Source organism: Mycolicibacterium chengduense (genome assembly GCF_033741155.1).
Classification (GTDB): Bacteria; Actinomycetota; Actinomycetes; order Mycobacteriales; family Mycobacteriaceae; genus Mycobacterium.
On sequence record NZ_JAWQNH010000007.1, the window covers coordinates 95,560 to 110,190 of the forward strand.

The 14,631-nt window shown below is 65.3% G+C and carries 13 protein-coding genes; 7 read left to right on the top strand and 6 right to left on the bottom strand.

Translation table 11 applies throughout. The features are described from left to right. The first annotated feature begins 96 nt into the window (after window positions 1-96). Window positions 97-417: a ferredoxin gene (gene fdxA / locus SBI67_RS24870; protein WP_024450890.1), complete on the top strand. Its 321-nt coding sequence runs from the start codon at window positions 97-99 to the stop codon at window positions 415-417. Continuing rightward, window positions 414-1,520 carry a succinyldiaminopimelate transaminase gene (gene dapC / locus SBI67_RS24875; protein WP_318983142.1) on the top strand — a complete coding sequence of 369 codons (1,107 nt, stop codon included), beginning with the start codon at window positions 414-416 and terminating at the stop codon, window positions 1,518-1,520. Before fdxA ends, dapC begins: the two co-directional genes overlap by 4 nt. 29 nt (window positions 1,521-1,549) lie before the next feature. Here dapC and SBI67_RS24880 read toward each other — a convergent pair whose 3' ends face one another. Next, complete coding sequence (locus SBI67_RS24880) at window positions 1,550-2,476, bottom strand: LysR family transcriptional regulator (RefSeq protein ID WP_318983143.1); 927 nt, start codon at window positions 2,474-2,476, stop codon at window positions 1,550-1,552. Window positions 2,477-2,545: 69 nt separating this feature from the next. Here SBI67_RS24880 and SBI67_RS24885 point away from each other — a divergent pair, with 69 nt between their 5' ends. Next, on the top strand, window positions 2,546-5,971 hold the full coding sequence (locus SBI67_RS24885) for a bifunctional proline dehydrogenase/L-glutamate gamma-semialdehyde dehydrogenase (protein ID WP_318983144.1): 3,426 nt from the start codon (window positions 2,546-2,548) through the stop codon (window positions 5,969-5,971). On the opposite strand, the gene SBI67_RS24890 is transcribed toward SBI67_RS24885, so the two are convergent. Further along, window positions 5,968-6,462, bottom strand: a complete 495-nt coding sequence (locus SBI67_RS24890; RefSeq protein ID WP_318983145.1) for an Rv2253 family sensor-like surface protein — start codon at window positions 6,460-6,462, stop codon at window positions 5,968-5,970. The two genes, SBI67_RS24885 and SBI67_RS24890, sit on opposite strands and share 4 nt — an antisense overlap. A 144-nt stretch (window positions 6,463-6,606) precedes the next feature. Further along, on the bottom strand, window positions 6,607-7,116 hold the full coding sequence (locus SBI67_RS24895; RefSeq protein ID WP_318983146.1) for a YkgB family protein: 510 nt from the start codon (window positions 7,114-7,116) through the stop codon (window positions 6,607-6,609). Between the two features lie 199 nt (window positions 7,117-7,315). Between SBI67_RS24895 and SBI67_RS24900 the strand changes: the two genes are divergently transcribed. Next, a complete protein-coding gene (locus SBI67_RS24900; protein ID WP_318983147.1) occupies window positions 7,316-8,200 on the top strand; it encodes an alpha/beta fold hydrolase in 885 nt (294 codons plus the stop codon). A gap of 92 nt (window positions 8,201-8,292) precedes the next feature. Next, window positions 8,293-9,624: a TetR/AcrR family transcriptional regulator gene (locus SBI67_RS24905; RefSeq protein WP_318983148.1), complete on the top strand. Its 1,332-nt coding sequence runs from the start codon at window positions 8,293-8,295 to the stop codon at window positions 9,622-9,624. Here SBI67_RS24905 and SBI67_RS24910 read toward each other — a convergent pair whose 3' ends face one another. The 3 genes from SBI67_RS24910 to SBI67_RS24920 all read right to left on the bottom strand — a co-directional run bounded on the left by SBI67_RS24910 (window position 9,625) and on the right by SBI67_RS24920 (window position 11,989). Continuing rightward, entirely contained in the window at window positions 9,625-10,155 is a 531-nt protein-coding gene (locus SBI67_RS24910; RefSeq protein WP_318983149.1) for a DUF421 domain-containing protein, read from the bottom strand. 3 nt (window positions 10,156-10,158) lie between these two features. Continuing rightward, window positions 10,159-11,133 carry a zinc-binding alcohol dehydrogenase family protein gene (locus SBI67_RS24915; protein ID WP_318983332.1) on the bottom strand — a complete coding sequence of 325 codons (975 nt, stop codon included), beginning with the start codon at window positions 11,131-11,133 and terminating at the stop codon, window positions 10,159-10,161. Between the two features lie 133 nt (window positions 11,134-11,266). Then, window positions 11,267-11,989, bottom strand: a complete 723-nt coding sequence (locus SBI67_RS24920) for a haloacid dehalogenase type II (protein WP_318983150.1) — start codon at window positions 11,987-11,989, stop codon at window positions 11,267-11,269. Between the two features lie 239 nt (window positions 11,990-12,228). On the opposite strand from SBI67_RS24920, the gene SBI67_RS24925 reads away from it, so the two are divergent. Next, window positions 12,229-13,575 (top strand): TetR/AcrR family transcriptional regulator, encoded by a 1,347-nt coding sequence (locus tag SBI67_RS24925; RefSeq protein ID WP_318983151.1) that lies wholly within the window; start codon window positions 12,229-12,231, stop codon window positions 13,573-13,575. A 177-nt stretch (window positions 13,576-13,752) separates the two neighbouring features. Further along, window positions 13,753-14,619 carry a DUF427 domain-containing protein gene (locus SBI67_RS24930; RefSeq protein WP_318983152.1) on the top strand — a complete coding sequence of 289 codons (867 nt, stop codon included), beginning with the start codon at window positions 13,753-13,755 and terminating at the stop codon, window positions 14,617-14,619. Window positions 14,620-14,631 lie beyond the last annotated feature (12 nt).

The following is a 14,631-nucleotide window of genomic DNA, read 5'->3' on the forward strand; positions in this document are numbered from 1 at the left end:
GCGCGTGCAAGTACGGGCATCGCATACTTGCCGCAGACTCAATGAGTCTGAGCCGGACCTACCCGACCAGCAGCCCCCTGGACAGGAGAGACATCAGTGACGTACGTCATTGCCGAACCCTGCGTCGACGTCAAAGACAAGGCATGTATCGAGGAGTGCCCTGTCGACTGCATCTACGAGGGTGCACGCATGCTGTACATCCACCCCGATGAGTGCGTGGACTGCGGCGCCTGCGAGCCGGTCTGCCCGGTCGAGGCCATCTACTACGAGGACGATGTGCCCGACCAGTGGGGCGGCTACACGCAGAGCAATGCGGACTTCTTCGCCGAACTGGGTTCGCCCGGCGGCGCGTCGAAGGTCGGCCAGACCGACAATGATCCGCAGGCCATCAAGGATCTCGAGCCCAAGGGCGAGTGAGCACGGTCCGTTCGGTCAAGTCCGCTGCGCTGCCGGTTTTTCCCTGGGACACCCTGGCCGACGTCGCGGCTACCGCGCGCGCACATCCTGACGGCATCGTCGACCTGTCGGTCGGCACGCCGGTCGACGAGGTCGCACCGCTGATCCGCGACGCACTGGCCGCAGCCAGCGCGTCGCCCGGCTATCCGGCCACGGCGGGTACCGCCGCGCTGCGGCTGTCCGCCGTGGCCGCCCTGGAGCGCCGCTACGGCGTCACCGGGCTGGCCGAGTCCGCGGTGCTGCCGGTGATCGGCACCAAAGAGCTCATTGCCTGGCTACCGACCCTGCTCGGGCTGGGTGCCGCTGACACGGTGGTGATTCCCGAGTTGGCGTATCCCACCTACGACGTCGGCGCGCGGCTGGCCGGTGCCCAGGTGGTGGCGGCCGATTCGTTGACCCAGCTGGGCCCGCAGAGTCCGGCGCTGGTGTACCTCAACTCGCCGAGCAATCCGACCGGCCGGGTGCTCGGTGTCGATCATCTGCGCAAGGTGGTCGGCTGGGCGCGGGAGCGCGGCGCGATCGTGGCGTCCGACGAGTGCTACCTGGGGTTGGCCTGGGATGCGCAGCCGTTCAGCGTGTTGCACCCATCGGTGTCCGACGGCGACCACACCGGCCTGTTGGCGGTGCACTCGCTGTCCAAGACGTCATCGCTGGCCGGGTACCGCGCCGGGTTCGTGGCGGGGGATCCCGCGCTGGTGCGCGAGCTGCTCGAGGTCCGCAAGCACGCCGGGATGATCGTCCCGACGCCGGTGCAGGCCGCGATGGTCGCCGCCCTGGACGATGACGCCCACGAGGCCGAGCAGCGTGATCGCTACGCCCGCCGCCGCGACGTGCTGGCGGCCGCGATCCGCAACGCCGGTTTCACCATCGACCATTCCGAGGCGGGTCTGTACTTGTGGGCCACCCGCGGGGAGCCGTGCCGGGACACCGTGGCGTGGCTGGCCGAACGCGGCATCCTGGTGGCACCCGGCGAGTTCTACGGGCCGGCGGGTGCCCAGCACGTGCGGATCGCGTTGACCGCCACGGACGAACGGATTTCCGCTGCGGTGCAGCGTTTGGGCTGAGGCTGCGGTGCAGCGGTTGGGCTGACGGGTCAGTCCACGTCGAGATGCTCGGGCACCACTGAGGCCAAGGCCTGCCGGCAGGCCACGATGGCCGGGGTGGCGCTGATGGCGGTCCGTGTCGCGGTGAACACCGAACGCCGACGCGGGTCGACATCGACGACGCGCACGTTCGGTCGGCGGCGGACCCGCATCAGATCGGGCAGGATCGCAACCGCGTTGCCGTTCTCGATCAGCGCGATCTGGGCTTCCAGGTCGTCGGTTTCGAAGCGCACATCGGGCTCGAAACCGGCTCGCCGACATAGCTGTTCGGCCCAGTGCCGCGACGCGGTACCTTCCGGCTCCATCGTCCACGGCAATTCGGCGGCATCGGCGACCGAGGAGATGCGGTCCCAAGGATCCCCGGCCGGCGGGACGGCCAGCCGCAGCAGGTCGGTGGTCAGCGGCGCGCGGTGCAGGTCCGGATACGCCCGGGCGGCGTGCCCGGGGTACTCCTCGGCAATCACCAGATCGAACTCGCGCATCCACGTCTCGTAGAGCGCCTGCTCGGGTTCGCGCTGGGACATCGTCACGCGCAGCCGCGGATGACGCGTCGCCAACTCGGTGAGCATCTGTGGCATGAAGGCCGAGGCCGCCGATTGGAACACCGCCAACCGCACGGTGCCCGACGCCTCGTCGCTCTGCACGGCGACATCGGAGGCCGCCAGTTCCAGCCGCGCCAAGATGACCCCGGTGTGCTCGACGAGTACCTCGGCCGCGGGCGTCAGCCGCAACCGGCGGCCGACCTTTTCCAACAGCGGGACGCCGACCTCGCGTTCCAGCTGGTTGAGCGCCTGGGAGACGGCGGATGGACTCTGGTGTAGCGCCTCGGCGACCTCGGACAAGGTGCCGCGCAGGCTCAACTCGTGCAGTAACCGCAGCCTGCGGACATCGAGCAGATCGGCCCGCTGATGTTTCATTTTTGCTTAAACTTTCACGTCAGAAATCATTGCTTTATTTTAAGTGTCTTGGCGGCCGATGATGGGCAGATGACCGACGTGACCAGTAAGGACGACCTGCTGACCGACGTTGTGGGCCAGGTGCGCAGCTGGCTCGACGACGCCGCGGCTCAACCGGTGGCGCCGGCGGGTCGGCAGTTGGCCAAGCTGCTGCGAGACCCGCACGGACTGGACTTCACCGTCGGGTTCGTCGACCGCGTGGTCCGGCCCGAAGACCGTCGGGTCGCCGCGGCCAATCTTCGCGATCTCGCCCGCACCGCACCGGGCTTCCTGCCGGCGCATCTACGCCTGCTGATCAAACTCGGTGCGCTGGTCTCCGTTGTCGCCCCCGGGCTGGTCATCCCCGTCGCCCGAAAAGCGCTGCGCACGATGGTCGGTCATCTGTTGGTCGACGCGACCGACGCCCGGCTGGGGCGCTCGATCGCGCGGATCCGTCGCCGTGGCGTCGCGCTCAACATCAACCTGCTCGGCGAGGCCGTGCTGGGCCAGGCCGAAGCGGCGCGACGGCTTGAAGGCACCGAACGGCTGCTCGGCAGGCCCGATGTCGACTACGTGTCGATCAAGGTGTCGGCCACCGTCCCGCCGCACTCGCCGTGGGCTTTCGACGACGCCGTCGACCACATCGAAGCAAGCCTGCTGCCATTGTTCACGCTGGCGGCGACCGCGCCGACGACGAAGTTCATCAACCTCGATATGGAGGAGTACCGCGACCTCGAACTGACGATCGCGGTGTTCACCCGGCTGCTGGACCGGCAGGAGCTGCTGGGCCTGGAAGCCGGCATCGTGCTGCAGGCGTACCTGCCGGATGCGCTGGGCGCGATGATGCGACTGCAGGATTGGGCTAGGGCCCGGCGCGAGCGTGGCGGCGCGGGAATCAAGGTGCGGTTGGTGAAAGGCGCCAACCTGCCGATGGAGCACGTCGAGGCGGCGTTGCACGGTTGGCCGGCGGCGACGTGGCCGACCAAACAGGACACCGACACCAACTACAAACGGGTGCTCGATTACGCGCTGCACCCCGAGCGCACCGCCAACGTCCGCATCGGCGTCGCCGGGCACAATCTGTTCGACATCGCCTATGCCTGGGTGCTGGCCGGGCAGCGTGGCGTCCGGGACCGGATCGAGTTCGAGATGCTGCTCGGCATGGCCGAGGCCCAGGCCGAAGCGGTCCGGCGCACCGTCGGTGGTCTGCTGCTCTACGTACCGGTGGTGCACCCCAAGGACTTCGACGTCGCCATCGCCTACCTGGTACGGCGGTTGGAGGAGGGTGCCAGCCAGGACAACTTCATGTCCGCGGTATTCGAGCTGCACGACGACGCAGGCCTTTTCGAGCGTGAGCGGCACCGGTTCGTTGCCTCCCTGGCTCAGCTCGACACTGCGGTCCCGCCGCCGAACCGCCGCCAGGACCGGCGCACCGACGATCTGAACGCCGCCATCTGCCCGGCGGGCAGCTTCGCCAACGTCGCCGACACCGACCCGGCATTGCCCGGCAACCTGGCGTGGGGACGCGCGATCACCGAACGGATCGCCACTTCGACGGCCGGCCGGGAGCTGGTGTCCCGGTACACGATTGACACGCCGGAGGCATTGGACCGGATCGTCACCGATACTGTCGTCGCCGGGGCGAGGTGGGGGGTGTTGTCCGGCGCGGACCGGGCGTCGGTGCTGCGCCGCGCCGCGGGAACGCTGCAGGCCGCCCGGGCGGTCCTGCTGGAGGCGATGGCCGCCGAATGCGGAAAGACCCTCGATCAGGGCGATCCCGAAGTCTCCGAAGCGATCGACTTCGCCACCTACTACGCGTCACTCGCCGAGGAACTGGACGCCGTCGACGGCGCCACTGCCGTGCCCGTCGGGCTCACGGTGGTCACCCCGCCGTGGAATTTCCCGGTGGCGATCCCCGCCGGATCGGTGCTGGCCGCGCTGGCCGCGGGCAGCCCGGTGATCATCAAACCGGCCACTCAGGCCCGACGCTGCGGATCGCTCATGGTGCAGGCACTGTGGGATGCCGGCGTCCCGCGAGAAGTCCTGCGGTTGGTCCATGTCGACGAAAGCGACCTCGGCACCCGGCTGGTGGCCGACGAGCGGGTCGATCGGCTGATCTTGACCGGCGCCTTCGACACGGCGCAGTTGTTCCGCAGCTTTCGTCCGGATCTGCCGCTGCTGGCCGAGACCAGCGGCAAGAACGCCATCGTCATCACCCCGCACGCCGATCTCGATCTCGCGGTCAAGGATCTGGTGTCCTCGGCCTTCGGGCATGCCGGGCAGAAGTGTTCGGCGGCCTCGTTGGGCATCCTGGTGGGGTCGGTGGCTCGGTCGGCGCGGTTCCGCGACCAGCTGGTCGACGCCGTCACCTCGCTGAAGGTCGGCTATCCGACGGATCCCGCCGTGCAGATGGGCCCGGTCATCGAGCCCGCGGACGGCAAGCTATTGCGCGCACTCACGCAGCTGGCACCGGGGGAGCAGTGGTTGGTGGAACCCCGCCGCCTCGACGACACCGGCCGGCTGTGGTCGCCGGGGGTGAAGACCGGCGTGCGGCCCGGTTCGGAGTTCCACCTCACCGAATACTTCGGCCCGGTACTGGGGCTCATCGCGGCCGACGATCTCGATCAGGCGATCGCGATCCAGAATCAGGTGGACTACGGGCTGACGGCGGGACTGCACAGCCTGGACCGCGACGAGATCGAACGCTGGATCGACCAGGTGCAGGCCGGCAACGCCTACGTGAATCGCTCGACCGTCGGGGCGATCGTACGTCGGCAGCCGTTCGGTGGCTGGAAGAAGTCGGCGGTCGGCGCAGGCACCAAGGCCGGCGGACCCAACTATCTGATCGGGCTGTCCGACTGGCAGCCGGCCCGTGCCACGCGGGGCGCTGCCCTTCCGCCTGCGGTGTCCCGATTGCTCTCGGCCGCAGCAGGTCTGGCGCCCGATGAGCGTGCCTTCCTGGAGCGCGCCTTCGCCTCCGATGCGCTCGCGTGGGCCGAGGAATTCGGCGTCGCGCGCGATGTGTCCGGGTTGCAGGTGGAGCAGAATGTACTGCGGTACCTTCCGGTGCCCGTCACCGTGCGCGCGACCAACGGTGACACCGCGACCCTGCTGCGCGTGGTCGGTGCCGGGATTCTTGCCGGTGCCCCGGTGACCGTCTCCAGTCCGGAACCGCTACAGCGGGCGGTGGCCGAGGCGTTGCGGGTCATGGGTGTCACCTATCGGGTCGACGATGCGGCTGCCTGGCAGAAACTGTTGCGCGACAACGCCCCCGCGCGAGTACGGCTGCTCGGTGGCAGCCGGGTGGAGTTCGCCCGCGACAGCGCGGGCCGGGTCGATATCGCGCTGTACGCGCAACCGGTTGTCGAGGCCGGGCGGATCGAACTGCTGACCTTCGTGCGCGAACAAGCGGTCGCGGTGACCGCGCACCGTTTCGGCTCGCCGACGGCGGTGACGCAGGGCCTGTTCGAGAGTTAAGGGACCGGGAACGCCGCGACGGGCATCAGCACGTTGCCCCGGCACGCGTCGCTGAGGATGTCGGTATACCAACTGCCGCGCAGCGATCCGTCGGGCTGCGGTGTGTAGGACACCCAGGAGGTCGCCGGGCTGTAGACCCGTGGATATTGGTCGCCGGTGTAACACTCCCACTGCCAGTCGTAGCTGAAGGTCCACTTGGTGCCGTCCCACGTGTACCGCTGAGGTTGCGGGATGGTCGGGTTCGAGGGCGCCGGGCCATCGATCACCGTCGCGACACACACTCGGCCACAGGCCGTCGAAAACGTATAGACCGCACTTAAATCCGGCTCGGCCTGGCGTGCGGCGATACTGGTGCCGTTCTTCTGCGACGCGTAACTGACCACCTGGTAGCGGCCGTTCAACGGTTGGCCCGCGGCACCGGCCGTCGCCATGTTACCCAGACAAGCCACCAGCGCGAGCGCCACCGCGACGCACACTCGACGGACCGACATCACTCCTACTTCTCTCAAGCTCCTGACGAGCCCACGGTAGAAGCAGGCACCGACATCCCAGCGATCCCACAGCGCGACGGCGTCAATTAGTGATCGCATCGTGACGGATCGGTCACTGTGGGCCGCTGGACATCGGGGGCGTACCTAGGCTGGTGAAGCGTTGCCCTTCTGCACTGCCTTAATGGCGTCGCTCAAAGTCCATACCGACAACCCGAGCAGGGGAATGTCCTTGAGCAGAAACTCACCGGTGAGTGAGAGCGCGGGGAAACCGCCGCCCGCCGGCTCTGTTACTCCCGGAGTGGAGAACAGGAAGCTGATCGTGCTGACGAAGAGCAGGATGGCCAACCCGCTACCGAGGATGGACGCTCTGGGCGCAACCGGCTTGAGCGCGAGCAAGATTGCGGTGCCCACCTCGAAGACACCGAGCAACGCGGAAAACGTGTACTCCGAGAAGATGTGGTAGAGCCAGCCCATGAACGGGCTGTGAGCGACCAGCGGCGCGATCTGATGGGCTTCGAAGTCGAAGAACTTGAGTACACCGATCCAGCCGATCACGATTACCAGGCCGTATCGGCCGAGTATTGCTGCGACGGTGTCGATCTTCGAAATCTGGACCTGGCCGACGGCGATTCGTCCGCGTGCGCTCTCAGTCATCCATCCTCCTGTATTGGGTTGGATGACCCACTATAGGTCCAAGGTCTCGATCGTCAAGGGGTTGTGCGGATACGTAAATCTCACCGCGAAAATCGCACCGCGAATCTGATCCAGGCCCTAGCGCGGTGGCGGCAGATATGGGAATAATGGGTTGTTCAACCCACAGAAGTGGGATAGTTGGCTCGGAGGAGGCGCGGGCATGGCTGCGGTCCATCACAGGTTTGCGACCATTGACGGTCATCGGCTGTTCTACCGTGAGGCCGGCGATGTGCGGAAGCCGGCCGTCGTCCTGTTGCACGGTTTTCCCACCAGCTCCCACATGTTCCGGCATCTGATTCCGGCTCTGGCCAACGACTACCACGTCATTGCGCCGGACCATCTCGGCTTCGGTCTGTCGGATGCGCCTGTCGCCGACTCCTTCGACTACACCTTCGACACCTTGACGAGGCTGACCGCCGGACTATTGCGCACCCTCAGAGTCGACCGGTACGCAATGTATGTCCAGGATTACGGTGCGCCGATCGGCTGGAGGCTGGCACTCTCGGACCCGCATGCCGTTACGGCGATCATCACGCAGAACGGCAACGCCTACGACGCCGGTTTCGTCGAAGAATTCTGGACGTCGATCTGGGCATATCATGCCGATCCGTGTCGTGAGACGGAAGCTCCATTGCGGGACTTCCTGTCGCTCGATGCCACACGCTGGCAGTACCTGACCGGCGTGCCGGATGAGACCCTGGTGGATCCGGACGCCTGGGCGCATGATTTTGCGCTCTTGTCCAGGCCGGGTAATGACGCCATCCAACTGGCGTTGTTCGCCGACTATGCGACGAATCGCCCGCTCTATCCTCGCGTCCACGATTACTTTCGCCAGAGCAAAGTCCCGCTTCTTGCCGTGTGGGGCAGTGGTGACCCGATCTTTGGGCCGGCGGGAGCTCAAGCTTTCACCGCCGACCTGCCGAGCGCCGAAGTGCACTTGCTCGACGGCGGGCACTTCCTCCTCGAATCCGCCCTGACCGAGGTGCTACCGCTCATCTCGCGATTCCTGTCCACACATATCGGGGGAGCCGGCCGACAAAAGTGACCTGAGATCGCACGACTCGCACAGACAGAGGGATCGCCCACACAAAAGGACATCTGTGCCAACAGATCGCGACCGGTATCTTGTACAGCGAGATGACCCGTTCGCATGCGTCCGAACCGCGCGATTTCACCGCGAAAGGACTCGCCACCCGAGAGCGGATCGTCCGGGCTGCTGCGGACGTCCTGCTTCAAGACGGCGTCGCAGGATTCAATGTCGACAAGGTGCGCCAAGCGGCGGCTGTCAGCGGATCTCAGATCACGCACTACTTCACTGACCGGCGGGATTTGCTGTGCGCGGTCGTGCGTCGCCAAGCCGATGCCGTGCTCGACTTTCATCGCCAACCTGAGCTACGAGCGCTTGACACCTTCGAAGACTGGGAGCGCTGGGCTGATCTGAATGTCGGCCATCTGCATACCACCGGTTTCCGGGGCGCCGTCACTTACCACGGACTGGCAGGCCGACTCGCCAAGTCCGACAAGGTCATCAAAGACACCCTCGCCCAGGGCTACTGGCGCTGGATCAGCTTGCTCGAAGACTCGATCGCCCGGATGAAGAGCCGCAGATTGGTGGTCGACAGCGTCGATCCCCATCGGCTGGCGATGGCGGTGGTCAGCCTGCACCAGGGCGCGGGCATGCTGGCATTCGCCTTTCGTGAAGAGTGGCCGATGGTGGGCGTCACCCGGGCCGTCGTGAACCACCTGCGCTCGTTCGCCGCCGACCCAGCGGATCGGAAACCCCGGGTCGCCGGCGCCTCCGCCCGCCGTCGGCCCCGCGTACCCCACGACCAGTCGGCGCCGGCGTTCACGGCCAAGGGGAAGGCAACCAGGCAGCGCATCGTCGAGGGCGCGGCGGAATTGATCCTCGAGCGTGGGGTGCACGGCACCAGCCTGGAAGACGTCCGTCGCGCCGTCGGTGTCAGCGGATCCCAGCTCTCGCACTACTTCGCCGATAAGGACGACCTGACCAGGCAGGTCGTCATCGCACGCACCCACGACGTGGTGTCCTTTCACACCCAGCCGGGGCTTGGCCGGCTGGACGATATGAAATCCCTGCGGGCATGGGCTGAGCTGTGCTGGTCGCACTCAGGTGCGGCCTACCTGCGCAACGGCTGTGTGTATGGCGCGTTGGCCGGCGAACTGCTGGAGGCTCCAGACGACGTGCTGGATGACGTGGCCGGCGGCTATGACCGCTGGATAGACCTTTTCCACCAAGGACTTTCAGCGATGCGTGACCGCGGCAGCTTCGGTTCGGATGCCGACCCCGGGCATCTGGCCACCTGCCTCGTGGCGGCCCATCAAGGCGGCGCATTACTTGCCTACATCACCGGTGTCGGCAGTCCCTACCATGCCGCGGTCGATGCAGCACTGGACTATGTCGCCGAGTTCGAAGTATCCCAGCGGGCATCGCGGTCGAAGCACACTTAGTTACCAGTCCTCCTCACTGTCGGCCGGTTCGGGGCATGCCGTTGTCCGGTCCGCTATGGCAAGAACCGACACCGCTCCTTTGGCTTCGAAGACTGCGAGTCGGACGTGATCCAGCCGAAGATGGCCGTGCTGCCTCAGCAGAGCCTGGAGATCGGCACGGGTGAGGCCACATCGGCGCACATTCCGCTGCAACACAGTGCCATCCCTGATGAGTATGCGAGGAGGCGGGTCGATCAGACGCCCCAGTCGCGGCACGAAACGCAATCGTGTGAGCACCGAATGTGTCAGCAATAGGCAGCCCAACACGAATGCGGCTGCAACCCATGATGTATCCGATGCCGTGGCCGCGCGCCCGACGATGGATCCGGCGGCCACGGCTGCCACCCAATCGAAGGGCGCGAATTCGGCCAGTGTTCGCCGCTCGGTGAACCGGAACAATGCCGCTGCCGATACGAACAGTGCACAGGTCTTCACCGCATCGCCCGGCAACGCGGACAAATCGCCGATCAGAGCGCGCAGAATATCCGCCATCGACTAATCCAGAACCACAACCATCTTGCCGTTGGCGGCACCGGACTCCATCACACTGTGGGCTTGCCTGATGTCATCGAAAGAAAACACCCGGACCGGAGCCGCATCCAACTCGCCGACTTTCACCTGGGCGGCAATGTCGCTGAGAGGTACGTCTGAGACGGGGAAGCCGGGAGAGCCGAAGACGAAGCTGCCGAAAAAGGTCAAGTGCACTCCGCTGGCCATCCTGGCCAGGGGGTTGAAATCCGGAATGGGTGCCAGACCTCCAAGCCACCCGGCGAGGCACGCACGCCCACCTCGCCTCAGCAGGTCGAGGGAATCGAGAATGGTGCTGTTGCCGACCAGATCGAGCACGGCGTCGACCGATTTGGCTTCGGGCAGTCGTGCTGCCAGGTCTGGACCCTCCAGCTCTCCGCGCTCGGCGCCCAATTCCGTGAGGATCCTGAATTGGTCCCTCTTGCGAGTCGTGGCAATGACACGTGCTCCGCCGTTGACCGCCAATTTCAGCGCGGCTTGGCCGAAGGACGATGTCGCCCCTCGAATCAACAGCAGCTGACCCGAGTCGAGTTCCAGGTTGCGGAACAAGCATGTCCACGCTGTGGCATACGTTTCCGGGAGCGCGGCCAGTTGCGCCCACGGGAGGTCGACGTCGATGCGTGCGACATTCGCCGTGCGGACCCGGGTGTACTCGGCGTAACTTCCGTTGATCGTCCGCCCGAGGCCGCCCATCAGTGCTGCCACCCGGTCGCCTACGTTGAACGTCCCGTCCGGGCACGAATCGACCACGCCAACGCACTCGATGCCGCTGACCTCGGCGGCTTCGGCCCATTCTCCGCGGCGCATGTGCATCTCGGCATGATTGATGCCAAAGCCCTTCACGGCGATCACGACTTCTCCATGCTTGGGCAATGGTTTTGGGATCTCGGTATGTACCAACTTGTCGACCCCGCCGAAGCCCGTGAGCACGATGGCGCGCATCAGGTCCCCGCCCGGCCGTTCGCGGACGATAGTGGGACCGGCGGGGGCGATGGCTTCCGAGCCGGCAGGATCGGTTGACATAGTCTGCGTCATGGCATTTCTCGCCTTTCTCGTTGGGAGGATGTCTGCTCTGTCAGTCCGCGGCCGCGACGAGCTGGTCGGCTAGTTCGACGATGTTGCCGGCGCAGGTATCCGGAATGGGGATACCGTCCGCGACCAGTGCGGCGTTACCCGGCCGTGTGATCAGAGTCGTGCGCATGCCGGCGCCATGTGCGCCGATGAGGTCCCACGCGTGCGCAGCCACCATCATGCATTCCGCTGGCTGAGCACCGACGTCTGCTGCCGCCCGTCTGTACAGCTGGGTGGCCGGCTTGAACACCCTCAGTGCATCGACGGTGAACTGTCGTTCGACGTATGTGCTGAGCCCGGCACGGTCCAAAGGTGTCGGAGTATCCGCATGTAGCGGCGAATTCGTCAGGGTGACAAGACGATAACCGTGCTCATGCAGACGACGAAGGCCTGGTTCGGCATCGGGGTGCGCCGGCATTGTGCGCATGCCCTCCTCGAGGGCTCGTATCTCGTTGTCGTCCAGGTGTATACCCCTGGCGGTCGCGATCATCTTCATCGTGGCTCGCCCGAGGGCGAAGAAGTCCAGGTAGTAGCCCGACAGCGTCAACGTCATCGAATAGAGGACGAGTTCGGCGAACCACGTGCGGAGGGCGGCCGCATCGCCGAACATCTCCTCGAAGTACGGCTGCAGGGAGTCGATGTCGAGCAGCGTCTCGTTGACGTCGAATATGAGGATGCGTGGAGCGTCGCTCGCATCTCCGGCGGTCGAAGGCTCGGTGGCAGACACGTCTCTCCTTCTCGCGGTCTGGAGCGGGTTAATGCCCGGTGCCGATTATGGGTTACGCAGCCCAATATGTCCATGGTCGGCCGCGCCGAAATCTGTCCTACCCACGCCGCGGTCTGGAGTGCCGATCACCTCCAGGTCCACATTTGCTGTGGTCCCGCTGCCGCTGGTGCCCTCGGCGCCGGCGACAGGCGTGGATGTTCGCACCCGATCGCATGTGTTCGGGTATCTTGCATAGTGAGATGACCTCCGCGGATGATGCGAATACACGCGGTTTCACGGCCAAAGGCCTGGCGACCAGAGACAGAATTCTCCGGTGTGCGGCGGAGGTCCTCCTCGACGGCGGCTTGACCACGTTCAACCTCGATAGGGTGCGGCGCGCGGCGAACGTCAGCGGCTCTCAGCTCAACCACTACTTCGGCGACCGCAACGAGCTGATTCGTGCAGTGTTGAGGCGCCAGATCGAGATAGTCCTGGACTTTCATCGCCAGCCGGCCCTTGGCGGGCTCGACACTTTCGCCGACTGGGAGCGGTGGGCCGATCTCAACGTCCGATACTTGCGCAAAATCGGCTATCGAGGCACGGCGACTTATCACGCGTTGGCGGGCCAGCTCGCCAAGACCGACGAGGGCACCCGGAACACCTTCGCCGACGGCTACCGGCGCTGGGTCACACTTCTCGAGGACTGCTTCGCCCGCATGAAGAGCCGTGGTGCGCTGCTCGCGTCAGCCGACCCGGCTCATCTGGCCCTCGTCGTGGTGGCCGTCCACCAGGGTGCGGGAGTAGTCGCGTTCACCTATCGCCAGGAATGGCCGTTGGTCGATGCAACCCAATTTGTCGTCAACTACCTTCGTCTGTTCGCCAAGGATCCACAGCAACGTCGTCCTCGGTTGGTTCGACGCACGTCACCCGGGGCTCGGCCGCGCAGATCGGAGCAGCAGTCCGAGGTGCGTCGGCTGACGCGGAAGGGTCTGGAGACGCGGTCACGGATCGTTGAGGGGGCTGCGGAGCTGGTCCTGCAGCGAGGTGTCAGCGGTACGAGTCTGGATGACGTGCGGGCGGCCGTCGGGGTCAGTGGATCGCAGATGTCGCACTACTTTTCGGATAAGCAGGATTTGGTGCGCCAGATCATTTCTGCCAGGACCGAGTTTGTCCTCGGCTTCCATACTCAACCGCAGCTGGGCGGGTTGGACACCTTGTCCTCGCTTCGATCGTGGGCCGAGCTGTCTTGGACACAGTCAGGCCCCAGCTATCTGCGCAACGGGTGCGTCTACGGGTCGTTGACGGGCGAACTACTCGAAGCAGACGACGTCGTCCTCGATGATCTCGCCGATGGTTATGACCGTTGGCTCGGTCTGTTCCGCGACGGCTTGCGCACGATGGTCGAACGAAATGAGCTGCGCGAAGAAGCCGATCCTCGTCATCTTGCTGCAGCCTTGGTGGTGGCGCACCAAGGCGGGACGATGCTCACCCATATCACCGGCTCCCCGGAGCCGTTCAAAGTGGCCGTGCAGGCGGCAGTTCACTATGTGACCAGTTTCGCTGCGCCGGAACCTAATCCGCGTCGTTCGGCGCGACCCGCCCGCTGACACTGCCTGCGGGCTGGTCATTCACAGCCGGCTGGCCTGGACAACTTGGGCTATGCAGCCCATTATTTTGGGTGTAGCGTCCCAATCTGTGACCGGAGGCTGATACCGGTCGAGAACATCGGCGGAGAGTCAGGTGACCCGCCGGTCGTCATCTGGTGTGAACGTGGAGGTATTGCGATGGGATTGGCGTGGCAGCAAGGCCCATTTGGTCGTCAGCCTGCCGGCCAGTTCCTCACACCGGCACCGGTACCCCGGCTGCTGTTCGTCGAACCGTTGCGACGTCGGATGCGGGCACGGCTGGGTCGGGCCTGGGTCGCCGACAGTGAAAATGTTCTGCTCTTACACGAGCCAGGCCGTTATCCCGTGGCGTACTTTCCCGTCGAAGACATCGATGCCACGGTGTTGGTGCATGACGGACACATCACCCAGCATTCGGAGCTGGGTCCGGTTACCTGGTTCGCGTTGCGCAGCGGGCAGGGAGAGGTCAAGCGGGCCGCATGGCGGTTCGAGTCGCTGCCGGCTCACGCGCGGGTGCTGGACGACCGTGTGGCTTTCGCGTGGCGAGCAATGGATGCCTTCTACGAGGAAGACGAGCGTATCGTCGGCCATGCCGCAGACTTCTATCACCGTATCGATATCCGTTCCACATCAAGGCATCTCGTGGTGCGATGTGGTGATCGGGTCGTAGCGGATACCAGCAAGCCGATGGTTCTGTTCGAGTCGGGTTTCGCTCCACGCTGGTATGTCTCGCGCGACGATGTGGACGAAGCGGTGCTGCGACCGGTTGAAGGCCAAACTTTCTGTCCATACAAGGGATTGGCCAGCTACTACGACATCGGTGATAGATCACGTGCTGCGTGGTCGTACCCCGACGCCTGGGCAGAGGTGGCACGGGTGCGCAACTTCGTATCCTTCGAGCCCGACAAGGTCGAGGTACGGCTGAACGGCCGCCGTCTGGTCATGGAACCAGGGCAGACCGTGCTTGCCCACGGCCCTGATCGCGGCCTCGACCCAGACGAGCTGGCGCGCGGCAGCTTCGATTAGTGAGTCACGAAA